The 25,202-nt window shown below is 70.4% G+C and carries 24 protein-coding genes and 1 pseudogene; 9 read left to right on the plus strand and 16 right to left on the minus strand.

The annotated features are described in order from the left end of the window. Positions 1-89: 89 nt before the first annotated feature. Both GQ56_RS0130320 and GQ56_RS46735 read left to right on the plus strand, forming a co-directional pair. The gene (locus GQ56_RS0130320; protein ID WP_031402227.1) at positions 90-365 is read left to right on the plus strand and encodes a YlcI/YnfO family protein; all 276 of its coding nucleotides are present in this window, start codon (positions 90-92) and stop codon (positions 363-365) included. After that, positions 362-660 (plus strand): annotated as a pseudogene (locus GQ56_RS46735) (type II toxin-antitoxin system RelE/ParE family toxin). The gene GQ56_RS0130320 and the pseudogene GQ56_RS46735 overlap by 4 nt, the downstream one beginning before the upstream one ends. A gap of 37 nt (positions 661-697) precedes the next feature. Here the strand turns inward: GQ56_RS46735 and GQ56_RS0130330 are convergent. Both GQ56_RS0130330 and GQ56_RS0130335 read right to left on the minus strand, forming a co-directional pair. After that, the gene (locus GQ56_RS0130330) at positions 698-2,482 is read right to left on the minus strand and encodes a sensor histidine kinase (protein WP_031402229.1); all 1,785 of its coding nucleotides are present in this window, start codon (positions 2,480-2,482) and stop codon (positions 698-700) included. Beyond that, positions 2,479-3,126, minus strand: a complete 648-nt coding sequence (locus GQ56_RS0130335; protein ID WP_031402230.1) for a response regulator — start codon at positions 3,124-3,126, stop codon at positions 2,479-2,481. Before GQ56_RS0130335 ends, GQ56_RS0130330 begins: the two co-directional genes overlap by 4 nt. Before the next feature lie 318 nt (positions 3,127-3,444). Here GQ56_RS0130335 and GQ56_RS0130340 point away from each other — a divergent pair, with 318 nt between their 5' ends. Both GQ56_RS0130340 and GQ56_RS0130345 read left to right on the plus strand, forming a co-directional pair. After that, positions 3,445-3,897, plus strand: coding sequence for a hypothetical protein (locus GQ56_RS0130340; RefSeq protein ID WP_031402231.1), 453 nt, complete (start codon positions 3,445-3,447; stop codon positions 3,895-3,897). A gap of 102 nt (positions 3,898-3,999) precedes the next feature. Beyond that, positions 4,000-6,018, plus strand: coding sequence for a VTT domain-containing protein (locus tag GQ56_RS0130345; protein ID WP_031402232.1), 2,019 nt, complete (start codon positions 4,000-4,002; stop codon positions 6,016-6,018). Here the strand turns inward: GQ56_RS0130345 and GQ56_RS0130350 are convergent. The 5 genes from GQ56_RS0130350 to GQ56_RS0130370 form a co-directional block, all read right to left on the minus strand. Continuing rightward, on the minus strand, positions 6,008-6,349 hold the full coding sequence (locus GQ56_RS0130350; protein ID WP_031402233.1) for a helix-turn-helix domain-containing transcriptional regulator: 342 nt from the start codon (positions 6,347-6,349) through the stop codon (positions 6,008-6,010). The two genes, GQ56_RS0130345 and GQ56_RS0130350, sit on opposite strands and share 11 nt — an antisense overlap. Continuing rightward, the gene (locus GQ56_RS0130355) at positions 6,346-6,678 is read right to left on the minus strand and encodes a type II toxin-antitoxin system RelE/ParE family toxin (RefSeq protein ID WP_031402234.1); all 333 of its coding nucleotides are present in this window, start codon (positions 6,676-6,678) and stop codon (positions 6,346-6,348) included. The genes GQ56_RS0130350 and GQ56_RS0130355 overlap by 4 nt, the downstream gene beginning before the upstream one ends. Before the next feature lie 360 nt (positions 6,679-7,038). After that, positions 7,039-7,593: an arsenate reductase/protein-tyrosine-phosphatase family protein gene (locus GQ56_RS0130360; RefSeq protein ID WP_031402235.1), complete on the minus strand. Its 555-nt coding sequence runs from the start codon at positions 7,591-7,593 to the stop codon at positions 7,039-7,041. A 305-nt stretch (positions 7,594-7,898) separates the two neighbouring features. After that, complete coding sequence (locus GQ56_RS0130365; RefSeq protein WP_031402236.1) at positions 7,899-10,373, minus strand: alpha/beta hydrolase fold domain-containing protein; 2,475 nt, start codon at positions 10,371-10,373, stop codon at positions 7,899-7,901. Then, positions 10,360-12,084 (minus strand): GMC family oxidoreductase, encoded by a 1,725-nt coding sequence (locus GQ56_RS0130370; RefSeq protein ID WP_031402237.1) that lies wholly within the window; start codon positions 12,082-12,084, stop codon positions 10,360-10,362. The genes GQ56_RS0130365 and GQ56_RS0130370 overlap by 14 nt, the downstream gene beginning before the upstream one ends. 262 nt (positions 12,085-12,346) lie before the next feature. Here GQ56_RS0130370 and GQ56_RS0130375 point away from each other — a divergent pair, with 262 nt between their 5' ends. The 3 genes from GQ56_RS0130375 to GQ56_RS0130385 all read left to right on the plus strand — a co-directional run bounded on the left by GQ56_RS0130375 (position 12,347) and on the right by GQ56_RS0130385 (position 15,252). After that, on the plus strand, positions 12,347-13,375 hold the full coding sequence (locus GQ56_RS0130375) for an AraC family transcriptional regulator (protein WP_031402238.1): 1,029 nt from the start codon (positions 12,347-12,349) through the stop codon (positions 13,373-13,375). A gap of 54 nt (positions 13,376-13,429) precedes the next feature. Continuing rightward, a complete protein-coding gene (locus GQ56_RS0130380; RefSeq protein ID WP_031402239.1) occupies positions 13,430-13,939 on the plus strand; it encodes a GNAT family N-acetyltransferase in 510 nt (169 codons plus the stop codon). Between the two features lie 62 nt (positions 13,940-14,001). Next, positions 14,002-15,252, plus strand: a complete 1,251-nt coding sequence (locus GQ56_RS0130385) for a YbfB/YjiJ family MFS transporter (protein WP_031402240.1) — start codon at positions 14,002-14,004, stop codon at positions 15,250-15,252. 11 nt (positions 15,253-15,263) lie between these two features. Here GQ56_RS0130385 and hpaC read toward each other — a convergent pair whose 3' ends face one another. Continuing rightward, positions 15,264-15,809 (minus strand): 4-hydroxyphenylacetate 3-monooxygenase, reductase component, encoded by a 546-nt coding sequence (gene hpaC, locus GQ56_RS0130390; RefSeq protein ID WP_031402241.1) that lies wholly within the window; start codon positions 15,807-15,809, stop codon positions 15,264-15,266. 352 nt (positions 15,810-16,161) lie between these two features. Here hpaC and GQ56_RS0130400 point away from each other — a divergent pair, with 352 nt between their 5' ends. Next, positions 16,162-16,794, plus strand: coding sequence for a response regulator transcription factor (locus tag GQ56_RS0130400; protein WP_031402242.1), 633 nt, complete (start codon positions 16,162-16,164; stop codon positions 16,792-16,794). A gap of 12 nt (positions 16,795-16,806) precedes the next feature. Here GQ56_RS0130400 and GQ56_RS0130405 read toward each other — a convergent pair whose 3' ends face one another. The 5 genes from GQ56_RS0130405 to GQ56_RS0130425 all read right to left on the minus strand — a co-directional run bounded on the left by GQ56_RS0130405 (position 16,807) and on the right by GQ56_RS0130425 (position 20,960). Next, positions 16,807-17,550 carry an SDR family NAD(P)-dependent oxidoreductase gene (locus tag GQ56_RS0130405; protein ID WP_031402243.1) on the minus strand — a complete coding sequence of 248 codons (744 nt, stop codon included), beginning with the start codon at positions 17,548-17,550 and terminating at the stop codon, positions 16,807-16,809. A 59-nt stretch (positions 17,551-17,609) separates the two neighbouring features. Beyond that, positions 17,610-18,734 (minus strand): amidase, encoded by a 1,125-nt coding sequence (locus GQ56_RS0130410; RefSeq protein ID WP_031402244.1) that lies wholly within the window; start codon positions 18,732-18,734, stop codon positions 17,610-17,612. Between the two features lie 31 nt (positions 18,735-18,765). Further along, on the minus strand, positions 18,766-19,287 hold the full coding sequence (locus tag GQ56_RS0130415; RefSeq protein WP_031402245.1) for a nuclear transport factor 2 family protein: 522 nt from the start codon (positions 19,285-19,287) through the stop codon (positions 18,766-18,768). Between the two features lie 8 nt (positions 19,288-19,295). After that, positions 19,296-19,673 (minus strand): hypothetical protein, encoded by a 378-nt coding sequence (locus tag GQ56_RS0130420; RefSeq protein ID WP_021161073.1) that lies wholly within the window; start codon positions 19,671-19,673, stop codon positions 19,296-19,298. A gap of 93 nt (positions 19,674-19,766) precedes the next feature. Continuing rightward, entirely contained in the window at positions 19,767-20,960 is a 1,194-nt protein-coding gene (locus GQ56_RS0130425; protein ID WP_031402246.1) for an acyl-CoA dehydrogenase family protein, read from the minus strand. 165 nt (positions 20,961-21,125) lie between these two features. Between GQ56_RS0130425 and GQ56_RS0130430 the strand changes: the two genes are divergently transcribed. Further along, complete coding sequence (locus GQ56_RS0130430; protein ID WP_031402247.1) at positions 21,126-22,679, plus strand: ATP-binding protein; 1,554 nt, start codon at positions 21,126-21,128, stop codon at positions 22,677-22,679. 50 nt (positions 22,680-22,729) lie between these two features. Here the strand turns inward: GQ56_RS0130430 and GQ56_RS0130435 are convergent, their stop codons facing one another. From GQ56_RS0130435 to GQ56_RS0130445, 3 genes are all read right to left on the minus strand, one after another. Further along, on the minus strand, positions 22,730-23,116 hold the full coding sequence (locus GQ56_RS0130435) for a tautomerase family protein (RefSeq protein ID WP_031402248.1): 387 nt from the start codon (positions 23,114-23,116) through the stop codon (positions 22,730-22,732). A 65-nt stretch (positions 23,117-23,181) separates the two neighbouring features. After that, complete coding sequence (locus GQ56_RS0130440) at positions 23,182-23,685, minus strand: aromatic-ring-hydroxylating dioxygenase subunit beta (RefSeq protein WP_031402249.1); 504 nt, start codon at positions 23,683-23,685, stop codon at positions 23,182-23,184. Next, positions 23,682-24,965: an aromatic ring-hydroxylating oxygenase subunit alpha gene (locus tag GQ56_RS0130445; RefSeq protein ID WP_031402250.1), complete on the minus strand. Its 1,284-nt coding sequence runs from the start codon at positions 24,963-24,965 to the stop codon at positions 23,682-23,684. Before GQ56_RS0130445 ends, GQ56_RS0130440 begins: the two co-directional genes overlap by 4 nt. Between the last annotated feature and the right edge of the window lie 237 nt (positions 24,966-25,202).

Here is a 25,202-nt window from a genome sequence, read left to right on the forward strand (position 1 = left end):
GGGGCGGGGGGGGGCGGGGGGCATATCCGGATGCACGCAAAAGGCGGGCGTGCTGTCGTGCATTACACATGTAATGCGCGAGGAAGGCGATGAAAACCGCGACCATGCCGGCGCTGCGCGTCGATCCGCAACTGCGGGAGGCGGCGGAGTCGGTCCTTGGGGAAAACGAGACGCTGTCTGCGTTCATGGCGTCCGCGCTGCGCGACGGCATTGCGCGTCGACGCCGGCAGCGCGGGTTCGTCGCCCGCGGCCCGGCATCGCGCGACGACGCGCGTCGTACCGGTGAATACGTCGATGCCACCGACGTACAGGCCGAGCTCGAGGGCATGCTGACGGCGGCGCGTGCGGCGAAGGCGGCTGATTGATCTATCGGGTTCGATATACGCGAGCGGCGCGCGAGGACCTTGCGAGCCTGTATCGATACTGGCTCGAACGTGATGTTGAGGTGGCGGCGCGGGCTGCGGACGCGATCGCACAAGGCGTCGCCGTGCTTCGCTGTTTCCGTTCACGTGCCGCAAGATCGACGATGACAACCCGTTCCTGCGCGAGCAGCTCGTTTCCTTCGGCGCAGCGGGCCATGTCCTGCTGTTCCAGGTCGAAGCGGCCGAGCAGGTCGCGATTCTCGCCGTACGGCATCAGCGGGAAGACGACTGCTACTGACGCGCGACCGGCGCGGCGGCGCGCATCGCCGCCCGCGTCAATCCACCCGCGCCCGCCCATCCCCGCGCGGCGCGGCCGCGACGGGCACATGCGGCAGCGGAATCTCCACGTCGATCGTCGTCCCCTCGCCGAGCGTCGTCGCGATCCGCAGCGTGCCGCCGACGAGATACGCGCGCTCGCGCAGGCCCACCAGCCCGAACGAGCCCGACTTGCGCGGCAGGCGGGGATCGAAGCCCGTGCCGTCGTCGCGAATCGTCAGCGCGATCGCCCGGCGCCCGCAGGCGAGTGCGACGCTCGCATGCGACGCGGCGGCATGCCGCGCGACGTTCGCGAGCGCTTCCTGCGCGATGCGGAACACGGCCGTCGCGTACGGCTCGTCGAGCTGCAGCTCGGGCGGGTCGACGTGCAGCGCGCAGTCGATGCCGTGACGGCGCCGGAAATCCTCCACGAGCCATTGCATTGCCGCGGCGAAGCCGAGATCGTCGAGCATCAGCGGGCGCAGGTCCGACGCGATGCGACGCGTCGCGGCGACCGCATCGCGCGCCAGCCCGTGCATCGCCGCGATCTTGCGCGCCAGCAGCGCGTCGTCCTGCGGCACGCGGTCGAGCAGCCATTCGAGATCGTTCTTCAGCGTCGCGAGCGTTTGCGCGAGTTCGTCGTGCAGTTCGCGCGCGATGCGGCGCTGCTCGGCTTCGCGCGCGCTCGCGCTGATCGCGGCGATCTCGCGCAGTTCCTCGCGCGACGCCTGCAGTGCACGCTCCGCGCGCACGCGCTCCTCGACCTCGCGCCGCAGGTCGCGGTTCGACGCGCTCAGTTGCGCGGTGCGCGCGGCGACGCGCTGCTCCAGCCGTTCGTTCGCATCGTTCAGCTGCGCGCTCTTCTGCACGACGAGCAGGTGCTGGTAGCGTGCGCCGGCCAGCGCGCGCACCGTCTGCGCGTGCAGCCGGCCGTTCTCGAACAGCATCGCGAACAGCACGACGCCGGACGCGACGAGGCCGTATGCACGCCCCGCGTAGAAGCCGAGATCGTAGCGCCCCTGGTTCAGTATCGACGACAGCGCGATGTCGAACAGCCACGCGACGAGCACGGTCATCACCCACAGATCGAGCACCGAGTGACGGCGGCGTCGCTGCCACATCAGCAGCAGCGCGATCAGGTTCAGTCCCCAGACGACGGAGATCGCGTTCGCCATCGGCGCGGCCATCCGGTTGCCGTTCATGATGCGCGGCAGCCATGCGTGGCCGGCGGTCGCGAACAGCGCGAGCGCGACCGTCGCCGCAGCCGCGGCCGCGATGCACAGCATCATCGGCATCGCCGTGCGGTGTCGCGGGGCCGGGATCGGGGGCGGCGTCGTGCGCAGCAGCGCGTACGCGGCGACCGTCAGCGGAAAGCCGCTGTGCCAGAACAGGTAAAGCCACGCGGTGGTCTGGTCGCCGGCGCCGAGCAGGCCGGCCGTCGCGAACAGCCCGGGAAAGGTCAGCATGTGCGTGCCGGCCATGAAACCCGTGAACAGGTAGCCGCCCGCGAGCACGAGCAGCGATTTGTCGCGCAGGATCGCGTACTGGCCGAGCAGGAGGCCGGCCGTCACCATGTCGTTGACGACGATCGCCGACTGGTACACGGGAATGAACCCGCCGCCCGGCGCGAGCGGCCTCCCCGCGAACGGCGCCAGCGCGGCGAAGATCACGGCGGACACGAGCACGGTCGCGAGCGCGAGCCGCCGTTCGCGGCGGCCCGGCGGCAGCGACGACATGAACAGGTGCGACGCGTCCGGATCGTCGTCGTCGGGCGGCGCGGGCGGGAAGCGGAGGGCGGCCGTCATGCGTCGCCGACGCCGAGGTCGAGATCGTGGCGCACCGCGTAGCGGACCAGTGCGGCTTCGTGCGGCAGCTCCATCTTCTCGAGGATCCGCGTCTTGTAGGTGCTGACCGTCTTCGCGCTCAGCGCGAGTTCGGACGCGATCTGCGTGACGGTCTGGCCCGCGACGATGCGGCGCATCACGTCGAGCTCGCGCGTGGACAGCCGTTCGTGCGGCAGCGTCGCGGCCGGCGTGCGCAGCGTGCGCGCGAGGCTTTCGGCGGCCGACGGACTGACGTAGATGCCGCCCGCGGCGACCTTGCCGACGGCCTCGACAAGCTCGGCGGTCGCGCTGTCCTTCGTCAGGTAGCCGGTCGCGCCGGCCTTGAACGCGCGCGCCGCGTACTGCGCCTCCGCATGCATCGTCAGCACGAGCGTGCGCAGCGACGGCGCGTGGTGCTTCACGAGCCGGATCAGCTCGATGCCGGTCGGCGCGGGCATCGACAGGTCGAGCAGCAGGACGTCGGCGGTGCCGCGCTCGACCAGCGCGAGCGTGGCCGAGCCGTCGCTCGCCTCGCCGACGATTTCGAACCCGCCGGCCATTTCCAGGATGTAACGCAGTCCGTCCCGCATGACTGCGTGGTCGTCAGCCAGAATTACCCTGATCATCGAGCGATCCTCTTCGGGATGACACCGCGCCCTGCCGTCCGGTGATTGCCGCGGTCGTTCTTCTGATCAATATATTCCGCGGAATCCGAAAGCGATACTCATCCGGGAAATTTTCGAGATGATTGATCCCGGAATGTGCACTCAAGCGAAATAATCCGGGGGAAAGCGTACGAGGTGGAGTGCGCCGGATCCGGGTATGCCCCGATGCGGGGCGCGGCCGGGGCGCACCTGAACCTTGTGGCGCGTGCCGGCCGCGAACCGCCCGATTCGGGACTAAACTGGTGCCCGATGCCACGCCACGACCCGAGGAGCCCCGCGATGACCGATCTTGCCGATATCCTGCCGTCCGCCTTGCCCGCTGCCGTCGCATGGGCCGAAGCGGAGGCGGCGCGCGGCATCGCGCAGGGCGCGCCGCTGACGGCGGCGCAAGCCGACGACGCGCGCACGGTGGGCGTCGAGCATCCGGAGCGGGTCCGCGTCGTGACGGTCGAGCGCATGCCGTTCCCCGACACGCCCTCGCTCGCGGCGATCGCCCGCGACACGGGGCTGCTGTCGCCGGGGACGATCGGGCTCACGCTCGGTCATGCGGTGTACGTGTTGCGCGGGCAGGACTCGCGCCGCCTGCTGACCCATGAATTCCGTCATGTGCATCAGTACGAGGCCGCCGGATCGATCGGCGCGTTTCTCGCGCGCTACCTGCAGGAGATCGCGACGGTCGGCTACCACGACGCGCCGCTCGAGGCCGATGCGCGACGGCACGAGTTCGATTGACCGCGCCCGCCGGCGCGGCCGCGCGCAACGCGCGATGAACCTTTCCCGCGCCGCTGCCTGCCCGGTGTCCGCACGCCGGGCCGGCCTGCCGCGCAGCGCGCGATGAGCGACACGATCCACGCGTGGATCGGCGCGATCGGCGCGCATCCTCTGCTCGTGCTGGCGATCGTGTTCGTGGCCGCGTGCGCCGAGGCGATCGCGCTGATCGGCACGGTCGTGCCGGCCGGCGCCGTGATGTTCGCGGCCGGTGCGCTGATCGGCGCGGGCGCGCTCGACGCGTGGACGACGATCGGCGTCGCCGCCGTCGGCGCGGTGATCGGCGACGGGATCAGCTACGAACTCGGGCGGCACTACGGCGGCGTGATCCGCAACGCATGGGCCCGTTTCGGCTATGCGGCCGCTTATGCGCACGGCGAGGAATTCGTGCTGCGTCACGGGATGAAGAGCATCGTGCTCGCGCGCTTTCTCGCGCCGGTGCGCGCGGTCGTGCCGGTCGTCGTCGGCTGTGCGGCGCTGCCGCGCCGGTCGTTCTATCCGGTCAACCTGATCTCGGCGCTCGTGTGGGCGCCCGTGCACGTCGCGCCGGGCATCCTGTTCGGCGCGTCGGCCGCGCTGGCCGCGGCGATCAGCGTGCGGGTCGCCGTGATCCTGCTGGTCGTTGCCGCGCTGGTCGCGCTCGTGTGGATCGGCGTGCGCGTCGCGTTGCGGCGCGGCTGGCCGCTGCTGCGCCGCGCGTTCGCCGAGGCCGGGCATGCCGGCGCGCGCCGCTGGCCGCGGTTCGGCGCGCGGCTGCACGACGCGATCGCGCGGGGGCGTCGCCTGCCGGGCGCGGTGCCCGGGCTTGCGCTGTTGTTCACCGGCTGCGTGTGGCTGTTCGCGGACCTCGTGCCGGATGTCGTCGCGAACGATTCGCTGATGCACGCCGACATCGCGCTGTACGCGTTCCTGCAGAACCTGCGCACGCCGCCCGCGGACGTCGCGATGCGCGCGCTCGCGGTGTTGCACGGGCACGATGCGGGGTTGATCGTCGCGGCCGCGCTGCTCGTCTGGCTGATGATCCATCGCTGCTGGCTGACGGCCGCGTGGTGGCTCCTGACGATCGCCGTCGCCGTCGCGCTCGGGCCGGTGTTCGGCGCGGGCGGGCCCGGCGCGATGCCCGCGAACCTGCCGCCCGGCGCGCTGCACGTGCCGCTGCCCGATGGCGACGCTGCGTTCGCGATCCTCGCGAGCAGCGGCCTCGGCTGGGTGTTGACGCGCGACCGGCCTGCACGTTGGCGCATTCCGGTCGTGACGGCGGTGGTGCTCTGGATCGTGCTCGGCGGCTTCGCGCGGCTGTACGTCGGCGACACGTGGCTGTCGGGCCTGCTCGGCGGCTGGAGCCTCGGGCTGGCCTGGTTCGCGTTGCTCGCGGGCGCCCATGCCTACTGGCGCGTGAACGAGCATGTGCAGCCGCGCGGCGCGCTCGTCGCGGTGGTCGTGGTGCTCGCGACGGTCGGCGTATGGACGATCCCCGCGCAATGGCGGCTCGACCGGGCGTCGCGGCCGCACGCGGGCGACGTGGTCGCGATGACCGTCGACCAGTGGCTGCGCGGCGGGTGGCAGCGTGTGCCGACGCGTCGCACCGAGATCGGCGGCGACCGCGAGGAGTATCTGCCGCTGCAATGGAGCGCAACGTCGGACACGCTCGACCGCCATCTCGCGCGGGCCGGCTGGCAGCGCGCGACGCCGTGGTCGCCGGCTGCCGCGCTGCGCTGGCTGTCGCCGCAGGCGGCGCCCGATGCGCTGCCCGTGCTGCCGCGCTACACGCACGGCGAAAGCACGCGCCGCGTGTTCGTGCGCGTCGATCCGGGCGAGCCGGCCAGCCGCCTCGTGCTGCGGCTGTGGCGCTATCCGTACGTGCTGGAGGACGCGCTCGGCATGCGGCCGCTGTGGTACGGCGCGCTGTATCGCGAAACGCTGCGCCGGCCGGCGCGGCTGATGACGATCGTGCGCACGACGGCGGTGGACGATCCGGCGACGATCGCGCAGGCGCTGGCGGTCGAGCCGACGATCGCGCGTCCGCCGGCGGGCATGACGGCCGCACCGGCCGAGATGCTGCTGGTGTGGACCGTCAGGCCGTGAGCGGGCGGTGCGCCGGCTGAGCGGGGACGACGGACAGGCGCAAGCCGACGGTCTTGAGCACCGCGAGCAGCGTTTTCAGCGTCGGGTTGCCGTTGGGGGACAGCGTGCGATACAGCGATTCGCGGCTGATGCCGGCTTCGGCCGCGACGGCGCCGAGCCCGCCGTACGCTTCCGCGACGGTGCGCAGCGCGAGCAGGCCGGCCGCGCGGTTGTCGGGATCGTCGAGCGACTCCATCGCGACGCGCAGGTAGGCCACGGCGAGTTCGCGATCGGCGCCGAGTTCGGCGACTTCCGCGTCGTGGTGCGACACCGCCCCTTTGAGCTTGGTCATGTTTGCCTCCGTTTCCAGTTCGACCCGTGTTCCTTGGCGCGCCTGATGTCGTCGGGTTGACTGCTCTTGTCGCCGCCAGACAGCAACAGCACCAGTGCACTGCCGTATCGCCCGAAATACACGCGATAGCCGGCGCCGATGTGGACGCGCAGTTCGATCACGCCTTCGCCGACAGGCTCGCAATCGCCGAAGTTGCCGGTCTGCACGCGGCGCAGGCGTTCGCGGATCCGGGCCTGTGCAAGCTTGTCGCGCACGGCGTTCAACCATTCGGTGAAGGGCTCGCGGCCATCGTCGCGCTGGTAGCGAAGCAGTTCGAACCTGGAGAGCATTGTAACTTATAAGCTACAAAAAGGGTGGATGGAAAAGGAGGGGGCGTGCGAGCCGCCGGATGGCGCACGCCGGGGTGTACGCGCATGCGCGAATCGGGGCGACACGCCGCGCCGCATGCGCGGCAGTGGCAGTGCATGCGGCCTCTTCGAGGTGCGGGATTTCAGGCAGCGAAACCGGCTTCCCGAACGACGATCATTCTTTCATCCGGTGCGCCGGGTGACGACCTGACCGAATGGCCAAGGTGAATGGCCCGATGGCGGGCATGCGCGGCGGGCGGGGTGTTGGAGGGAAAGACGTGAACGGCAAGCCTGCCGGCGCCGGCGCATTGCGCGCCGTACGAACCGACAGGCCTTCGAGCGTTACTGCTTCGCCGGCGTGGCCGTCGCGACCTTGTCGAGCGCGGCGGGGAGATATGTGTCGAGCTGCGCGGTCACCGATTCGTAGAAGTCGATCGGCTTGCCCCATGCGTCGGGCACGTCGAGGTGCTTCCCGGTCGCGTATTCGGCGAGCGTGAACACCTTGCCGGCTGCCGACGGGTAGAGCGCGAGCACTTTCTCCTTGTGCTTGTCGGTCATCGTCAGGATCACGTCGGAATGCTTGACGTCGTTTGCGTTCAACTGCACCGCGCGATGCGCGGACGTGTCGATGCCGCGCCGCTTCATCAGGATCACGCCGTTTTCCTCGGGCTTTTCGTCGTACGGATCCTCGTCGACCGCGCGCGAGATCACCGAGACATGCGCGTGACGCTGCGCGATCAGCTGGTTCGCGATCGCTTCGGCCATCACGCTGCGGCCGGTGTTGCCGGTGTCGACGAACGCGACCTTCTTCGGTTCGTCGGCGAAGGCCGGCGCCGCGCACTGGATGCCGATGCAACAGAGCAGCGCAAGCGCGCCGAGGGTATGGCTTGTTTTCATGATGTCTCCGCCGAGGTGGGTGGGCCGTCGCCCCGGCGCGCGGCCGGGGCTGCGGGAGATCATGACGGCCCCGTGTGACGGAAAAAAATAAACGGCCGGTTTTCGCAAGACGATGTCGCTTCGTCGCAAGCGGTGGCGGTGGCTGAGCGTGCGCCGTGCGATCGAGTGGGGAAGAGGTGAGGCGGTGACGCGCGGCACTGGTCGCGGCGTGTTACCGCTTCACTGTCACGCCATCACGCCATCACGCCGTCACGCCGTCACGCCGTCACGCCGTCACACCGTCACACCGTCACACCGTCACACCGTCACACCGTCACACCGTCGCGGCGATGCGGCGATGCGGCGACGCGTTCCGACGCAAACCCCGCCAGCGTGCGCAACGCGTCCCGCGCCGAGCGCAGGTAAAACGCCTGCAGATGAAACACGTGCCAGCGTGCCGCGTGAATCTCCAGCCGGCACGGCACGCCGCACGCCTGCGCATGACGCGCGAGCCGCTGCGCATCCGACAGCAGCACTTCCTGGTCGCCGGCCTGGATCAGCATCGGCGGCAGGCCGTGCAGGTCGACGTCGAGCGGGCCGGGCGCAGCCGTCGAGCCGGCGCCGTGGTACCAGCGCAGCCCCTGTTCGAGCCAGCCGCGCCGGATCATCGGATCGTCGTGGCGGCGCGAGGCCAGCGTCGCGCCGCCGAGCGCCGGGTCGGTCACCGGCGAGATCAGCAGCAGCGCGGCGGCGGCCGGCTCGCCGCGCGCGCGCAGTGCGATGGCGAGCGCCAGCGCCAGCGCGCCGCCGGCCGAATCGCCCGCGATCACGATCCGGTGCGCCGCATGACCCTGCGCACGCATCGTGTCGTACACGGCCAGCGCATCGTCGAGCGCGGCCGGGCTCGGGTGCTCGGGGGCCAGCCGGTAATCGGGCACCCACACCGGCAGGCCGGCGTCGTTCGCGAGCCGGGTCGTCACGCCGCGATGCGTATGCGGCCCGCCGAGGCAGAACGCGCCGCCGTGCAGATACAGGATCGCGCCGCCCGTGTCGCCGCGCTTCGGCGCCACCACTTCGACCGGCACACGCCGCGCGCTCAGGCGGTAGCGCAGCGTGCCGCCCGCGCCGGGCATCAGCGGCGCGAGCAGCGCGACGACGCGGCGCTGCATGCGCGCGCCGAACGGCGGCCCGATCAGCGGCCGGAACGCCACGCGCAGGAAGCCGCGCAGCGACGCGGCGGAGAGTGCCTCCAGCCGGCCGGCGGGCGGCGTGACGACGGCGCCGTGCGCCGGCGCGGCCGCATCGGGCAGCGGATGCGTGAGGCGGTACGCGGACAGCCCGGTTAAGCGCGTGAGCCACCGGTAGGTCAGCGTGAAGCCCGGCCAGTTCGTGCTGTTGTGTCCCGACGCATCGACGTACCAGCTCTTGCAGCTGTTCCACACCGACCCTTCGAGCCGCTGCTGCACATGGGCGTTGAAGCGCCGGTAGCGGCGTGCGTCGACGTCGATCTCGCGCGCGCCGTCGCGCCGCATCGTCTGCAGACAGCGCATCACATGCGCGATCTGGCTTTCGAGCATGTAGACGATCGAGTTGTGGCCGAGGTTGGTATTCGGGCCGTACAGCATGAAGAAGTTCGGAAAGCCGGGCACGGCAAGCCCGAGATACGCCTGCGCGCCGCGTCGCCACGTGTCGTTCAGGTCGCGCCCGTCGCGGCCCGTGATGCGCATCGGCGACAGGAACTCGGTGGCCGCGAACCCGGTGCCGTAGACGATCGCGTCGACCGGGTGGTGTACGCCGTCGACGGTCTCGATGCCGTCTTCGGTCACGCGCCGGATCCGCTGCGTGACGAGCGCGACGTTGTCGCGGCTCATCGCGGCGAGGTAGTCGCTCGACAGCAGGATGCGTTTGCAGCCGATCGGGTAGTCGGGCGTGAGCCGCTCGCGCAGCGCGGCGTCCGGCACGTCGCGCGCGAGCAGCTTGCGAAACGGCCGGCCGACCGCGAAATCCATCAGCCCGTGCAGGCGCGTGAACGCGATCGCGCGCGATTCGTAGCGCAGGTAGATCGACGCGCGATGCAGCTTCATCGCCCCCGGCAGCCGCCGGAACAGCGCCTTCTCCCACGGGCGGTAGGCGCGGTCGGGGCGCGGCATCACGTAGGCCGGCGAGCGCTGGAACACAACGAGGCGCCTTACGTCGCCGGCGATCGCCGGGACGAACTGGATCGCCGACGCGCCGGTGCCCACCACGGCCACCCGCTTGCCGGCGAGCGGATAGTCGTGATCCCAGTGCGCGGAGTGGAACGCACGGCCGCGAAAGGTGTCGATGCCGGGCAGGTCGGGCAGCGCGGGGCGGCTCAACTGGCCGGTGCCGCTCACGAGCACGGCGGCGCTCAGCGTCGTGCCGTCGGCGAGCGTGACGCGCCACAGCGCGGCGGCTTCGTCGTAGCGCGCGTGTTCGACTTGCGCGCCGAAGTGCAGGTAGCGCGCGAGGCCGTACTTGCGTGCACAATGCCGCAGGTACGCGTGGATTTCGGGCTGGGGCGCGAACACGCGCGACCACGCCGGGTTGGGTTCGAACGAGAACGAGTAGAGGTGCGAGGGCACGTCGCACGCCGCGCCCGGGTAGCTGTTGTCGCGCCACACGCCGCCGACGTCGTGCGAGCGTTCGAGGATCGCGAAATCGTGAATGCCGGCGCGCTGCAGCGCGATCGCCATGCCGATGCCGGCGAAGCCGGCGCCGATGACGATCGCCGCCAGCGGGGCGTCGGCTTCGGTGAGGCGGGAAGGATCAGGCGACAGCATGGCGGGTTTCCTCCGACGGGACGGCAGTGAGCGTGGCGTGTGAAGCAGGGGCGTCGTCGCGCCCGGTTGCCGCGGCGGTGTCGTCGTCGGATTCCGCATCCTGCCGCGCCGCTGCGCGGGACACGCCGCGCATCATGTCGACGGCCTTCTCTGCGATCATGATCGTCGGCGCGTTGGTGTTGCCGCCGATCAGCGTCGGCATCACCGACGCATCGACGATGCGCAGCCCCTGCAGGCCGCGCACGCGCAGTTGCGGATCGACGACGGCGAGTGCGTCGTGTCCCATCCGGCACGTGCCGACCGGGTGATACACGGTGTCGGTGCGCCGCCGCAGCACGTCGCGGATTTCGTCGTCGGTCGTGACGTTCGCGGTGAACAGGTCGCGCGTGATCCAGCGCGCGAGCGCCGGCGCCTCCATCAGCCGGCGCGTGAGCCGGAAGCCCGCGACCATGTCGTCGAGGTCGCGCGGATCGTCGAGGAACGCGGGATCGATGCGCGGCGCCGCGAGCGGATCGACGCCGTTCAGCGTGAGCGTGCCGCGGCTGCGCGGCCGCAGCAGGCACATGTGGCACGACAGCCCGTGGCCGGCATGCAGCTTGCGCGCGTGATCGTCGACGAGCGCGACCACGAAGTGCAACTGGATGTCCGGCGCGTCGAGCCCGGCGCGCGTCTTCAGGAAGCCGCCGCCTTCCGCGAAATTCGACGTCAGCATCCCGCGCCGTTCGCGGCGAAAACGCGCGAACTCGCGCAGCATGCGCAGGCCGCCGCGCACCGATACGCCCATCGTGTCGGCGCTGCGCGTGCGGTAGCCGAGGATGAAATCCGGATGATCCTGCAGGTTGCGCCCGACGCCGGGCAGATCGGCGTGCACCGGGATGCCGAGCGCTTGCAGGTCGCGGCCCGGGCCGACGCCCGACAGCAACAGCAACTGCGGCGTCTGCAACGCGCCGGCTGCAAGCACGACTTCGCGGCGCGCGCGCAGCGTGCGGACCTCGCCGTGCTGCCGCACTTCGACGCCGACGGCGCGCGTGCCGTCGAACAGGAGCCGCAGCACCTGCGCATGCGTCTCGACCGTCAGGTTGTCGCGGCGGCCGACGTGCGGCAGCAGGTACGCGCGCGCCGCGCTCCAGCGTTCGCCGTGCTTCTGCGTGACCTGGTAGATGCCGATGCCTTCCTGCTGCGCGCCGTTGAAATCGTCGGTGAGCGGCAGGCCGGCCTGTTGGGCGGCTTCCAGGTAGCACGCGTGGAACGGGTTGCCGGTGCGCAGGTCGCTGACCCACAGCGGGCCGTCGCGGCCATGCCATTCGTCGGCGAAGCGCTCGTTGTGCTCGCTCAGGCGGAAGTACGGCAGCACGTCGTCGTACGCCCAGCCTTCATTGCCGAGCGCGGCCCAGCCGTCGTAGTCGACCCGGTGGCCGCGGATGTACACCATCGCGTTGATCGCCGACGAGCCGCCCAGCGCCTTGCCGCGCGGCTGGTAGCCGATGCGCCCGCCGAGCCTCGGCTGCGGCACCGTGTCGAACGCCCAGTTGTTCACGCGGGTCGGCAGCATTGCGACCGCGCCGGTCGGGACGTTGACGACGGCGCCGTCGCCGCGGCCGCCGGCCTCGAGCACGCAGACGGTCACGGCCGGGTCCTCGGTCAGCCGCCCCGCGACGACGCAGCCGCCCGAACCGCCGCCGACAACGATGTAGTCGAAAGTCTTGCTCATGGAATCGTCTCCTGATGGTCGATGGATCAAGCGACGCGCGGCGTCGCGGGCGCGTCGGCGGGCGCCGCGCGCGGGCATTCTTCTTCGGGGGCGGGATCGGTCGGGCGACTCGGTCGCATGGTGTCTCCTGCGGGGCGATGGCGTCGTTCGGGCGACGGCTGAATGACGTCGATGGTGCTGCCCGCATGGGAAAACACCAATGCTGCTTCGGGACAATTGTTTTAGTATTTGGGCCAAATCGGCGCTTCGAGGGTTTCTCCGCATGAGCTTCTGGGATTTCACCCGGAGTCCGGCCAGCGCCCGGCTGCTGGTCGATTTCGGCGACGAACGCGGCGTGCCGCACGCGAAACTGCTGGCCGGCACGGGGCTTGCGGACACGCAGCTCGACGACCCGAACGTCGAGGTGACGGCCGCGCAGGAACTGCGGCTGACCGGCAACCTGCTGCGCGCGCTCGGGCGCGCGCAGGGCCTCGGGTTCGAGGCCGGCCTGCGCTATCACTTTTCCGCATACGGCGTGTGGGGCTACGGGCTGATCGCGAGCGCGACCGGGCACGACGCGCTGGCGCTGGCGATGCGCTTCCTGCCGCTCACGTATGCGTACACCGTCATCACGTACCGCGAGGAGCACGGCATGGGCGTGCTCAATTTCGGTGCGCCGGAACTCGACGGCGACCTGAGCCGGTTTCTCGTCGAACGCGACATGACGGCGGCAGCCGTGCTGCTGCAGGAAATCGCCAGCGACGATTTCGCGTTGTCGCGCTTCACGCTGCAGGCCGCGCGTGCGCCGTCGCTCGTCGTGCCGCCGATCGCGGGCGTCGAGCCGGTGTTCTCGGCGCGCGCGAACAGCCTTGCGTTCGACCGCGCGTTTCTCGACCGGCCGCTGCCGCACGCGAATCCGCTGACGGTGTCGATGTGCGAACAGATGTGCGCGCAACTGGTCGACGCGCGGCGCGCACGCTTGGGCACGTCGGAGATGGTGCGCCAGTATCTGGGCGCGACGTCCGGCACCGCGCCGTTTTCGCTCGAGGACATGGCGCGGCTGATGAACACGAGCCCGCGCACGCTGAAGCGCCGGCTGCAGGAGGAGGGCACGACGTTCCGGGCACTGCTCGCGCAGGCGCGCGGCGTGATGGCCGAGACGCTGCTCGGCGACGCGCGCCTGTCGCTCACGGACGTGGCCGAGCGGCTCGGCTTCAGCGACCTGTCGAGCTTCTCGCAGGCGTTCAAGCGCTGGTACGGCGTGCCGCCGGGCGTGTACCGCAGCGGCGTGCTGCGGGACGGCGGCGGGTGACGAATCGCGGTACGATCGGCTACCTTCACGCAGGACCTTCACGAGAGCATCCGCATGATTTCGATTCGCCCGATGACCGACGACGATTTCCCGCGCTTCTGGCCGATTTACCGCGCGGTCGTCGCCGCTCAGGAAACCTACGCATTCGATCCCGCGCCGACGCCCGAAGCGGCGCGCGCCCTGTGGCTCGACGCACCGCTCTGCACGTGGATCGCCGAGGAAGACGGCGCGGTGCTCGGCTCGTACTACCTGAAGGCGAACGCTGCCGGGCCCGGCAATCACGTGTCCAACTGCGGCTACATGGTGAGCGAGGCCGCACGCGGCCGCGGCGTCGCGCGCCTGATGTGCGAGCACTCGCAGCAGATCGCGCGCGAGCGCGGCTTTCTCGCGATGCAGTTCAACTCCGTGGTCGCGACCAACGACGCGGCGGTCGCGCTGTGGAGCAAGCTCGGCTTCGAGATCGTCGGCCGCCTGCCGCGCGCATACCGTCACGCGCGGTTCGGCTTCGTCGATTGCCTGGTGATGTTCAAGTGGCTCGGCGACCCGGCGGCGGCCGAAGCCTGAGCACGCCGCTGCTGCCGCCGCCATTGCGGCGGCGCGACTCGAACGACGAAGGAGACACCCCGATGCGCGCAGCGCCGCAACCGGAACGCGCCGGCCCCTCGCGGCCGGACGCCGGCGCCACCGATTCCGACCGCATCGCCGCGTGGCGGCTCGCGATCTGCCTGTCGCTCGGCAGCGCGATCGCGCTCGGCCTCGCGCGTTTCTCCTATGCATTGCTGCTGCCGCCGATGAAGGCCGATCTCGGCTGGACCTTCGCGCAGGCCGGCGCGCTGAACACGGCGAACGCGGCCGGCTATCTGGTCGGCGCACTCGCGTTTCCGTCGCTGTCGCGGCGCTGGCGCGCGGGCACGCTGCTGGCGGCCGGCTGTGCACTGACCGCGCTGCTGATGGCCGCGTGCGGGCTCACGTCGGGCATGCACGCGCTGCTCGTCGAGCGGCTCGCGACGGGCGTCGGCAGCGCGCTGATCTTCATCAGCGGCGGCGTGCTGGCCGCGCGGCTCGCATCGGCGTCGCCGCGCGACGCGGGGCTGCTGCTCGGCCTCTATTACGGCGGCACCGGATGGGGCGTCGTCGCGTCGTCGCTGCTCGTGCCGGCCACGCTCGCGCATGGCGCGCACGGCTGGCAGCCCGCGTGGTTCGCGCTCGCGTGCGCCTGCGTGCTGTTCTCGGCGGCGGCCGTGTCGGCCGCGCGTCGCATCGAGCGCGCGCATGCGGCGCCGGCCGCGCCGCGCGACGGCGCGACATCGGGCGCGAATGCGAGCGCGGCCCGCTTTGCGCTCGCGCTGGCCGGGTACGGCCTGTTCGGCGTCGGCTATATCGGGTACATGACCTTCATCGTCGCGCTGCTGCGCGGCGCGGGGATGAGCGGCACGGTGGTCGCCGCGTTCTACGTGATGCTCGGCGTCGCGACCGTGGTGTCGGCGCGGCTGTGGTCGGGGCTGCTCGACCGGATGCGCGGCGGCCAGGCGCTGGCCGTGCTCAACGCGCTGCTCGGCATCGCGACGCTGATGCCGGCGATGGTCGTGCATCCGGTCGCCGCATTCGCCTCGGGCGTGCTGTTCGGCGCGACGTTCCTGTCGGCCGTCGCGTCGACGACCGCGTTCGTGCGGCACAACCTGCCGCCCGACGGGTGGGCGAAAGGGATCAGCGCGTTCACGACGGTCTTCGCGTTCGGCCAGATCGCCGGGCCCGTCGCGATCGGCTGGGTGTCGGACAGCGCGGGGCTCGCGCGCGGGCTCGTGTATTCGGCGCTGACGCTGTTCGCGGGCGCCGCGCTCGCGGCGGGGCAGCGCGCGTTGCGCAAGCCCGCGTAGTCAGGCGGGCGTCACCGCGCGCAAGCGGTGCGCGACACGCGATGAAACGCGCGGCTGAAGTAGATGAGGCTGTCGCCGTCGTCGCGCACGCGGATCGCCGTCGCCTCGATGAACATCACCGAATGCGAGCCCACTTCCTTCATGTCGGCGATCGTGCCCTGCAGGCTCGCGAGCGCGTCGCGCAGCACGGGCACGTCCTGCTCGCCGCGATCCCAGACGGGCAGGTCGAAACGCCGCTCCATCGGCAGGTCGGTGAGTCCTGCGAAGTGCCGTGCGAGCAACTCGTGCTCGGCCGGCAGCACGTTGATGCAGACATGGCGGTTGCGCTCGAAGGTCGCGTGCATCGCGCTCGACCGGTTCAGGCACACGAGCAGGGTCGGCGGCGCGTCGGTGACGGAACACACGGCGCTCGCGGTGATGCCGCAGCGGCCGTGCGGCCCGGCGGTGGTGATCACGTTGACGGCCGCGCCGAGGTGGGCCATCGCCTGGCGGAAGGCCTTCTGCGCGTCGGTCGGTTCGACGCGCGCCGGTTGCCGGATATCGGTCGTGGAAGACATGGACACTCCTGGTTGGACGAAAGCGGCGCTCGCGCGGCGCTGCCGGTGCAGCGCCGGATCGCCGACGATGACCCGAGCGTACGTCACGAAAATACGGCCGACCATTCGCACGATTGACGATCGGGATGGCGTTCCCGCCAACGCGTCTAAAGGTTCTACCTAGATGCGCGGCGCCCCGCGCGAAAAAAACCGCGATTGTGCGTTCGTGCGGCCTGTGAAGGGGTTTCCAGCGGGTTTTCGGCTCGTTATGATGTGCCGCACACCCCCCGGCGAACGACGCGCGAGGAGCCGGCCGACGGCCTTTCGCGCGGCGTGTGCGATACCCATACCGATATTCAGCGAGACACCCGCGATGATGGCACCCGCACCGATCGTATACATCGTCGACGACGACAGCGGCATGCGGACGTCGCTCGCGTGGTTGCTCGAATCGGTCGGCATCGCGTCCGAAGGGTTCGCGAGCGCCGCCGATTTCCTCGCACGCTTCGACGTGAACCTGCCCGCATGCCTCGTGCTCGACGTGCGGATGCCCGAGAAGAGCGGCTTCGACGTGCAGGCCGAACTGAACGCGCGCGGCGCGACGCTGCCGGTGATCTTCGTCAGCGGGCACGGCGACATCCCGATGTCGGTGCGCGCGCTGCAGAACGGCGCGATCGATTTCGTCGAGAAGCCGTACAACTCGCAGCAGATGCTCGAACGCGTGCAGCGCGCGCTGCGGCTCGCGCAGCAGCGGCACGCGGTGAGCCGGCGCCACCGCGAGCTGCGCCAGCGGCTCGATGCGCTGACCGCGCGCGAGAAGGAGGTGCTGCGCGGCGTCGTGGACGGCAAGGGCAGCAAGCAGATCGCGTCGGACCTGTCGATCAGCGTGAAGACCGTCGACGTGCATCGCGCGAGCATCAAGGAGAAGCTCGGCGCGACGTCGATCGCCGCGCTCGTGCGCGACGTGATGGTCGTGTGGGGCGACGACGGCGAGTCGTCGCGATAGGGCCGGCCGGGCTCAGCGCATGTAGAGCCCGCCGTTGATGTCCCAGCATGCGCCGTTCGCGAAATGCGCGTCGCCCGACGCGAGCAGCACGGCGGCATCCGCGACGAAGCCGGCCGACCCGAGCTTGCCGCCCGGCAGGCTTGCCAGGACCTGGCGCAGCTTTTCCGGCGCCACGCTTTCATGCACGATCGGCAGGTCGAGCGGGCCCGGCGAGATGGCGTTGACGGTCACGCCCTGCGCGGCGAGATCGCGGGCGAACACCTTGGTGAGCGTCAGCGTGCCGCCTTTCGCGGCCGCGTAGTGCGCGCCCGTCGCCGAGCCGCCGTTCTGCCCGGCGAGCGAGGCGATGTTGACGATGCGGCCCGCGCCGCGTTCCGCGAAATAGCGGCCGAACACCTGGCAGCCGAACAGCACGCTGCGCAGGTTCACGTCGATCACCCGGTCGAACTGCTCGGCCGTGATCTCCATCGCCGGCACGACCTTCGACGCGCCCGCATTGTTGACGAGCACGTCGATCGTGCCCCAGCGCGCGACGAGCGCATCGCGCGCGGCTTCGAAATCGCGCTTCGACGTGACGTCGAGCGGCAGCGCGATCGCGCGTTCGCCGCTCGGGTCGAGATCGCGCGCATGCGCCTGAACGGCATCGGCGGCGATATCGGCCAGTGCGACGCGGTAGCCGGCCGCATGGAAGCGTTCGGCGATGACGGCGCCGAGCCCGCGCGCGGCGCCGGTGACGAGGACGACTCGATCTGACATGGTGCGTGGTTCCCTGGTTCGCGGGCGCATGCCGGTGGGCACGGCGCCCGCATCGTGATTCATGCGGCAAGCGCCGCTTCGAAGTGCGCCGCGATCGCGCAGACCTGTTCGTCCGCGCCCTTGCGCCCGACGATCTGCAGGCCCGCCTTCAGCGGTGAACCGGCGAGCGGCAGCGGCAGGCTGAGCGCCGGATGCCCGCTCAGGTTGAACGGCCGGATCAGCGACGACATCGCGATGACCGATACGCCGTCGCGCGCCTGGCGCAGCGTGATCGGCAGCGCGGGCAGCGTCGGCAGCACGAGCGCGTCCGCGTGCTCGAGCGCCGCATCGACCTGCGCGGTGAAACGTGCGCGGACGGCTTCGGCTTCGGCGAGGGCGGTCGGTGTCGTCGTCGCGGCCGCGCGCAGGCGTGCATCGAGATCGGCGCCGAGCCGGCCCGTTTCGACCAGGTGACCGAACGCGCGGGACGTTTCCGCGTTGATGACGGTGAGCCCGGCCGCGAACGAGGCCGGCATGTCGTCGAGCACGACCCCGTGCGAGCTTAGGCCCGACGCACGGAGGGCGGCGTCGAGCGCGGCGGCGATCGCCGGATCGGCGTCGACGGCGATGTGCGCGACCGTGCAGCGCGCCATGGAGGCCGCGGCGAGCGCGCGATCGAAGCCCGGCGCGATCGCGGCCATCACGGCGACGAGCGTGCGGATATCGCGTGCGAACGGTCCGACGCAATCAAGGGTGGTATCGGCCGGCGCGACGCCGCGCCGCGACACGCGGCCGAACGTCGGCTTCAGTCCGGCCACGCCGCAGCACGCGGCGGGCCCGCGAATCGAGCCGCCGGTGTCGGTGCCGAGCGCCGCGTCGACCGTGCCGAGCCCGACGAGCGACGCGGAACCGCTCGACGAGCCGCCGGGAATGCGCGCGGCGTCCTGCGGATTGACGGGCGTGCCGGTGTAGTCGTTGAGGCCGGTCATCCCGAACGCGAGTTCGTGCATGTTCGCCTTGCCGGCGATCTGCCAGCCTGCGTCGAGCAGCAGGCGGACCACGTCCGCGTGCCGCGTCGCCGGCGGCGCATCGGCGAGCGCGCGGCTCGCCGCGCGGGTCGGATGGCCCGCGATGTCGATCGTGTCCTTGATCGCGACCGTAGGGCCGGGGCCGCCGAGCGTGAAGGTGTCGATGAAGCCTGTCATGGTCGGTATCGTGCGAAAGCGGAGGGAAGCATCAGGACCGTGGCGCGGCGCCGAGCGGCCACGGGCCGTCGAGCACGCGTTCGGTGCGGAAATGGCGGATCAGCCACGCGGAGCCGCCGGCCGCCGGTGCGAAATCGACGGTCAGGCGCGCGGCGATCAGCTCGGCCGAGCCGTCCGCGTAGCGCGACGCCTGCAGCATGATCCAGCGGCCGCGCGCATGCGCGTGACCGTCGTCGAGGTCGATCGACTCCGACGTCAGGAAGTGCAGGTTCGCCGAGAAATGGGGATCGGGCGGCAGATAGCGGCCCAGCATCGCGACGATCGCGGCCGTGCCTTCGAGGCGGCCGAACTTCCGCGCGTACTGCGGGCCGACGCCTTCCCACACGGCGTCGCTCGTGAACAGTTCGGCGAGCGACGGGCCGTCGCCCGCGTCGGCGGGCACGTCGCACAGCGCCATGTAGCGCGTGATCGTCGCGCGCACCGCGCGCTCGGCGTCGAGCGCGGCCATGCGCCGCGCGAGTGCGTCGATCCGGTCCGGTGGCAGAGCGGTCATCGCGCGGCTCACGATGCGGGCTTCGCGGCCGGCGGCACGGTCAGCGCGCGGCCGACCCGTGCCTCGATCTTGCCGTAGCGCCACAGGTTGTATTCGCCGACGGGGGTCGTGCGATACAGGTTGCACACGGCGACCGTCGTGTCGAAATCGGCGACGTCGGCCATGATGTAGAACGTCCACGGCGCGCCGTCGGCCTGGCCGACCACCAGGCGGTCGTCGTCCATCACGCCGAGCACGCGCACGCCGGGCATCGCCTCGACGGCCGCGAGCATCGCGCCGTACGCCTGCCACACTTCGCCGATCTTCTCGCGCGGCAGGTCGAAGAAGTTCTGCGACACGCCGCAGCAGAACAGGACGCGCAGCGGCAGCGGATTCGAATCGGACATATCGGGTTCTCCAGAAGAATCGGTCGGACGCATGAGCCGGCGGGCGACGGCGCCCGGGCGTCATGCGCATTCAAACGGTTGCGGCTCACGCGCTTACAGATAGCCGGGAAACGGCGTCGCACCGGTGAACACCGCGCCGGCGCCGTCGAAGTTGCCTTCGGCGAGAAACGCGTGCTGCGTGACGACCATCGCGTCGCGCAGCAGCCGCTGCAGCGGGTGCGTGCGATAGATCGCCGCGGTGCCGCCGAGGCGGTACGCGCGTTCGACGACGCTCGCGCCTTCGCGCGCGATCTGCGTGGCCGCGAGCCGCAGCAGGCTGACCTGCTCGGGCGTCACCGGGTGGCCGGCGAGGATCGACTGCCACACGGTGTCGGTCGCGTCGTAGAAGAACGCGCGCGCCGAGCGCAGTTGCGCCTCGGCCTTCGCGAGCTCGATGCGGTAGTACGCGCGGTCGGCTAGACGCGGCGCGCCGGTCGTCGTCTGCCGGCCGCCCGACATCCGGTTCACCACGTCGAGCGCCGCGCGCGCGAGCCCGAGGTTGACGACGGCCAGCACCTGCGCGGCATAGGCGACGGTCGGGTAACGGTACAGCGGCTCGTCGACGGTCGGCTCGCCGCCGCGCACGAAGGTCCACGCTTCGGGCACGAAGCGGTGCGCGACCCGCAGGTCGTGGCTGCCGGTGCCCTGCATGCCGACCACGTTCCAGTTCTCCACGATCTCGACGTCGGCCGCGCGGAACACGGCCGTGCGCGGCTTGTTCGGCGCGGCGTCGTGCGCGCCCGGCACGGCGATGCCGACGCCGAGCCAGTCCGCGCCCTTGCAGCCGCTCGCGAATTTCCATGTGCCGTCCACGTACCAGCCGCCCGGGGCGGCCTGCGCGGGCTGCACCGGGAACAGGCCGCCCGCGAACACCTGGTCGGGGCCGCTCGCGTACAGCTCGGCCTGGGTTTCGAGCGGCAGCGCGGCGAGATAGACGTTCGCGGAGCCGAAGCTCGCGACCCATGCGGCCGAACCGTCGGCGGTCGCGATCCGTTCGATCATGTCGAGGAACGCGGTCGGCGCGAGCGCATCGCCGCCGAAACGGCGCGGCGTACCCGCGCGATAGATGCCGGCCTGCTTGAACAGCGCGATCACGTCGCGCGGCACATGCGACAGACGGTCGAATTCGTCACGGCGCGCGGCGACGGTCTCGATCACGGCGTCGAGCGGCGACAGCTGTGCGGCCGCGGCGCCTGTCACGGGCGGCGAGGACGGCACGGGTTCGACGGCGAGGGCGGCTTGCGGCATGGTTGTCTCCTGGGCGGACAAGGGTTCGGATGCGGGCGGCATGCGTGCTGTCCTGGGTAGCGGCACGACGATGCAAGCAGTCTAGAAACGCAGAAAACACGCGGCAATTGGTGCGTTGGGCTGCACGACTGGTGACGTTCCGTGCCGCGCTAAAGAAATCTTCAGATGCGACCGGCGCGCGGCGGTGCTATGTTGGGTTTCCGGCCGCGCGACGCCGCGCGCCTTCATCCGGACCCGATCATGAGTTTCCCCGACGAAGACGATTTCCACCGGCTGCTCGACGCGCTGACCACCTGCGTGCTGCTGCACGACGCGCACACGAAGGCGATCGTGTGGGCGAATCGCGCCGCGTGCATCGCGCTCGGTTTTACCGTCGAGGAACTGCTGCCGCTGAAGGCGCCGGACATGACGCGTCCCGAGCCGAAATACCAGCGCGAGATCGCCGTGAGCGCGTGGGATCGCGCGCTCGTCGACGGGCCACAGGTGTACGAGTGGTGTTACCGCTCGCGCACGGGCGTCGACATGCTGTCCGAGGCCACCGCCACCTATGTGCCGCTGCGCGGGCGCGACGTCGTGATGGTGCAGTTCCGCGACATCAGCGCGGAAGAGGCGGTCCGCCAGCAGTTGCGCCGCTACGAGGCGCGGCTGCGCGAATTCATGCAGGATCTCGACGAGGGTATCGCGGTCGTCACGCCGCACGGCGGCGTGCAGTTCATCAGCGAGTCGGGGCGCCGCGTGCTCGGGCTCGCGCCCGACGAAGCGCTCGGCGAGGTGCTCGACTACTGCTCCGAGGCCGACCGCGACCGGCTCGTCGCCCAATTGCGCGATGCGCCGTCCGCCTGCCCGTCCGCGCCGCAGCGCTACCGGATCGTGCGGCGCGACGGCTCGCCGTGCTGGCTGCGCATCCTGTGCCGGCAGGTCGAGATCGAGGACGATCTCGACGGGCTGCTCGTGCAGTTCCGCGACGTGAGCGATGAAGTCGCGATCGAGGAGGCACGCCGCACCGAAGCGCGCATGCTCGAACACGCGGGCCGCACCAACGCGATGGGCGAGATGGCGAGCGTGATCGCGCACGAGCTGAGCCAGCCGCTCGCGGCCGTGCGCAATTTCATCGAAGGGGCGGTGCAGCGGCTGAACGGGCGCGGCGCGGTCGACGACGCGATCTGGGGGCTGCGCAGCGCCGACCGGCAGGCCGAGCACGCGGCGCTGATCATCAAGAGCGTGCGCGAGTTCATCGTGAAGCGCGAGCCGGTCGTCGCGCTCGCCGACTTGCGCGACATCCTCGCGGACGTCGCGTATTTCATCGAACTGCGTGCGAAGGAGGCCGGCGTGACGGTCGCGATCGTGCAGGCCGGAACGCCGCTGCCGATCCGCTGCGAGCGTGTGCTGATCGGGCAGGTGATCCTGAATCTCGCGTTCAATGCGATCGAGGCGTTTGCCGGTTGCGAACGCGTGCCGCGCATGCTGACGCTCGGCACCGCGAACGTGGCCGGGCACGCCGAGCTGCGCGCGATCGACAATGGCCCGGGTATTGCGGCCGGCGCGCACGACCGGCTGTTCGACGGCTTCTCGTCGTCGAAGGCCGGCGGCAACGGGATCGGCTTGTCGCTGTGCAAGAGCATCGTGACGCGCCACGGCGGCCGGATCGGTGCGAGCCCGGCCGATGGCGGCGGGCTCGACTGCCGCGTGACGCTGCCGCTCGCGGGCGCGCAGTCGTAGCCAGCGCTGCCGCTGCGTGCGACGAGCCCGTGGCGGCGCGCGGCGCACGATCAGCGCCCCAGCGCCCGCGCGGTCTGGCCGCCGATGCCGAAATCGGTGTTCGGAATATCCTTGATCATGACGCGCGTCGCCTGCAGTGGCGCATCGAGCACACTCGCGCTCGTTTCCGACAACGCGGCGATCAGCGCGCGCTTCTGCGCATCGGTGCGGCCGGCGATCAGGATCGCGACGATCACCGGCAGCGACGGCGGCGCGCCGTCCGCCGCACTGCGGCCGCCGAGCCCGATGTGGGTCGCCGGCAATTCATTGAGCAGGATGCGAACGGCTTCGGCCGGCGCGCCGATCGCGTCGACGGTGGCATCGGTGAGCCGCGCGATCAGCGCGGCCTTGCGTGCATCGTCATGGCCGGCCGGCAGGAAAACTTCGAGGGTGGGCATGGTCGTCCGGAAAGGTGAAGGTTGCCGGCTCACCTTTGCGTTGGCAGCGGCGAACCGGCGACGGCTTACAGCAGGAAGCCGATCGCGCTGAGCGCTTCGGTCGAGTCGATCAGGCGCACGACCTTTCCGGCAATCCGCATCTCGCCTTCGGCGTCGACGTACAGCTTGTGCGTGACGTCGGCCGCGAACAGCGTCGCGACGCCGCGCTTGTACGCGACGACGACCTGCGCGGATTTCAGCTCGACGGTATCGGCGCTGCTGCTTTCCAGCGTGAAGCGCGACACGGTGCGCACCGTGCGTGCCGCGTCGGCGGCCGACGCCGAGTAACCGGACACCATCCGCTGCACGCGCTTCTCGCGCATGTCCTGATCGTCGAACACGTAGTTCAGCGTCGCGGCGAAATCGGTCGTGTCGGGATCGATCGGCACCACGTAATGGCCGGCCGGATCCCACAGGTCGAGCCAGGCGCGATAGTCGCGACGGTCGAGCATCTCGGCTTCGCGCCACACGAATTCGACCGCGCGGGCGAAGGTCTGCTGCGAGAAAAGGGCGTTGCGGTCATCCATCATGCTTGCTCCATCATCGTGCGCCATTGCCGGTAGGCCTCGCGCATCCCGGTTTCGTCGGTCGCGTGCGCGGTCTTTTCGCCGTTCGCGGCGGTGGTTTCGCGGTTCAGCCCGCGATTCACGAGGATCGGCACGTCGGGGCCCGCGTGCGCGCCGCGCTGCACGCGCTCCCACGCTTCCGCGTCGTCGGGGCTGCCGAAGCCGAACGGGCCCTGGAAGTGTTCGTGTATGCGCAGCCGCTCGCGGTTTGCTTCGTCGGGGCCGCCGTCCATCGCGAGCGCAACGTGGCGGATCTCGGTTTCGTTCGCGGAGATCGGCCGCAGCACGCGGAAGAACGCCATCGACAGCGCAAGGTTCGGGAACAGGTTCAGGTTGAACCCGACGCCCATCAGCGAGCGCACGATGCGGCGCACTTCGTCCGGCGCGTGGCGCTCGGCGAGCTTCGCCGCGAGCGGCGCGAAGCGCTCGGGCAGCGGCGCGCCGTCGTCCTTGTCGAGATCGATCAGCTCGGGCATCAGCACCGCGAGGCTGTGGCCGTTGCCGAGCCCGCGGCAGAACGCGTCTTCGCTCGTCATGAAGCTCGTGATCGCGGCGGCCGTCTCGTCGTCGATCGACTTCATCCACGACTTGTGCACGACCGGGAAGTGATAGAGGTCGGTCGTGTTCTCGAGCTGGATCTTCCAGTTGCCCTTGAACTTGAACTTGTGTTCGCCGTTTGCCTTGATCGGATAACCGGCGCCCTGTTTCATGAACAGGTCGATCCACGGCTTCGCGCCGCCGAGGAAATCCTCGAGCGGTTCGATCGCGTCGTTGAAGCTCGCGAAGATCAGGCCCTGGTACACGCCGACGCGCAGCTTCACGAGCGGCAGGTCGCCTTTTTCGCACACGCCTTCGTAGCCGTCACCGTACGGCAGCGCGCGCAGCGTGCCGTCGAGCGCGTACGACCAGCTGTGATACGGGCACGTGAAGCCCTTCGCGTTGCCCTTGTGCGATTCGCACACGGTCGCGCCGCGATGGCGGCAGCGGTTCTGCAGCACGTTGATTTCGCCGGTCCTGTCGCGCACGACGATCACCGGCTGGCGACCGATCGTCGTCGTGATGAAATCGCCCGGGTTCGGCAGCTCGCTCTCGTGCGCGACCCAGATCCAGGTGCGGTAGAAGATGCGGTCGAGCTCGGCTTCGAACAGCGCGGGATCGTGATACATCGCGGGCGCGATGCGGTCGGGTTGCGCGAGGCCGTGCAACGCACGGGTGTCGATCGTCTGGTAGGGAATGTCGCTCATCGTCGTCGTGGGGAAAGAGTCGCGAGGAAGTGCAAGGCCCGGCCGGCGGACCTCATGCGGATAGCGAGACCAGTGTCGTCATCGCGAATTAATCCGTCAAATTGATCTTAAAGATGAGACTAAATAAGCTGCATGGATAATCAGGCGCGCCACTCGCGATAGGTCGCGGCCATGCATGCGGTTCATGGGCGGCATTTTTGGCGGGAATTTGACCGGGGCCGGCTGCGCTCTTATCGT

The sequence above is a fragment of the Burkholderia paludis genome (assembly GCF_000732615.1).
Lineage (GTDB): Bacteria > Pseudomonadota > Gammaproteobacteria > Burkholderiales > Burkholderiaceae > Burkholderia > Burkholderia paludis.

Coding starts and splice junctions, on each gene's coding strand:
- GQ56_RS0130320 (WP_031402227.1), top strand. CDS start 90: ATGAAAACCGCGACCATGCCGGCGCTGCGCGTCGATCCGCAACTGCGG.
- GQ56_RS0130330 (WP_031402229.1), bottom strand. CDS start 2,482: ATGACGGCCGCCCTCCGCTTCCCGCCCGCGCCGCCCGACGACGACGAT.
- GQ56_RS0130335 (WP_031402230.1), bottom strand. CDS start 3,126: ATGATCAGGGTAATTCTGGCTGACGACCACGCAGTCATGCGGGACGGA.
- GQ56_RS0130340 (WP_031402231.1), top strand. CDS start 3,445: ATGACCGATCTTGCCGATATCCTGCCGTCCGCCTTGCCCGCTGCCGTC.
- GQ56_RS0130345 (WP_031402232.1), top strand. CDS start 4,000: ATGAGCGACACGATCCACGCGTGGATCGGCGCGATCGGCGCGCATCCT.
- GQ56_RS0130350 (WP_031402233.1), bottom strand. CDS start 6,349: ATGACCAAGCTCAAAGGGGCGGTGTCGCACCACGACGCGGAAGTCGCC.
- GQ56_RS0130355 (WP_031402234.1), bottom strand. CDS start 6,678: ATGCTCTCCAGGTTCGAACTGCTTCGCTACCAGCGCGACGATGGCCGC.
- GQ56_RS0130360 (WP_031402235.1), bottom strand. CDS start 7,593: ATGAAAACAAGCCATACCCTCGGCGCGCTTGCGCTGCTCTGTTGCATC.
- GQ56_RS0130365 (WP_031402236.1), bottom strand. CDS start 10,373: ATGCTGTCGCCTGATCCTTCCCGCCTCACCGAAGCCGACGCCCCGCTG.
- GQ56_RS0130370 (WP_031402237.1), bottom strand. CDS start 12,084: ATGAGCAAGACTTTCGACTACATCGTTGTCGGCGGCGGTTCGGGCGGC.
- GQ56_RS0130375 (WP_031402238.1), top strand. CDS start 12,347: ATGAGCTTCTGGGATTTCACCCGGAGTCCGGCCAGCGCCCGGCTGCTG.
- GQ56_RS0130380 (WP_031402239.1), top strand. CDS start 13,430: ATGATTTCGATTCGCCCGATGACCGACGACGATTTCCCGCGCTTCTGG.
- GQ56_RS0130385 (WP_031402240.1), top strand. CDS start 14,002: ATGCGCGCAGCGCCGCAACCGGAACGCGCCGGCCCCTCGCGGCCGGAC.
- hpaC (WP_031402241.1), bottom strand. CDS start 15,809: ATGTCTTCCACGACCGATATCCGGCAACCGGCGCGCGTCGAACCGACC.
- GQ56_RS0130400 (WP_031402242.1), top strand. CDS start 16,162: ATGATGGCACCCGCACCGATCGTATACATCGTCGACGACGACAGCGGC.
- GQ56_RS0130405 (WP_031402243.1), bottom strand. CDS start 17,550: ATGTCAGATCGAGTCGTCCTCGTCACCGGCGCCGCGCGCGGGCTCGGC.
- GQ56_RS0130410 (WP_031402244.1), bottom strand. CDS start 18,734: ATGACAGGCTTCATCGACACCTTCACGCTCGGCGGCCCCGGCCCTACG.
- GQ56_RS0130415 (WP_031402245.1), bottom strand. CDS start 19,287: ATGACCGCTCTGCCACCGGACCGGATCGACGCACTCGCGCGGCGCATG.
- GQ56_RS0130420 (WP_021161073.1), bottom strand. CDS start 19,673: ATGTCCGATTCGAATCCGCTGCCGCTGCGCGTCCTGTTCTGCTGCGGC.
- GQ56_RS0130425 (WP_031402246.1), bottom strand. CDS start 20,960: ATGCCGCAAGCCGCCCTCGCCGTCGAACCCGTGCCGTCCTCGCCGCCC.
- GQ56_RS0130430 (WP_031402247.1), top strand. CDS start 21,126: ATGCGACCGGCGCGCGGCGGTGCTATGTTGGGTTTCCGGCCGCGCGAC.
- GQ56_RS0130435 (WP_031402248.1), bottom strand. CDS start 23,116: ATGCCCACCCTCGAAGTTTTCCTGCCGGCCGGCCATGACGATGCACGC.
- GQ56_RS0130440 (WP_031402249.1), bottom strand. CDS start 23,685: ATGATGGATGACCGCAACGCCCTTTTCTCGCAGCAGACCTTCGCCCGC.
- GQ56_RS0130445 (WP_031402250.1), bottom strand. CDS start 24,965: ATGAGCGACATTCCCTACCAGACGATCGACACCCGTGCGTTGCACGGC.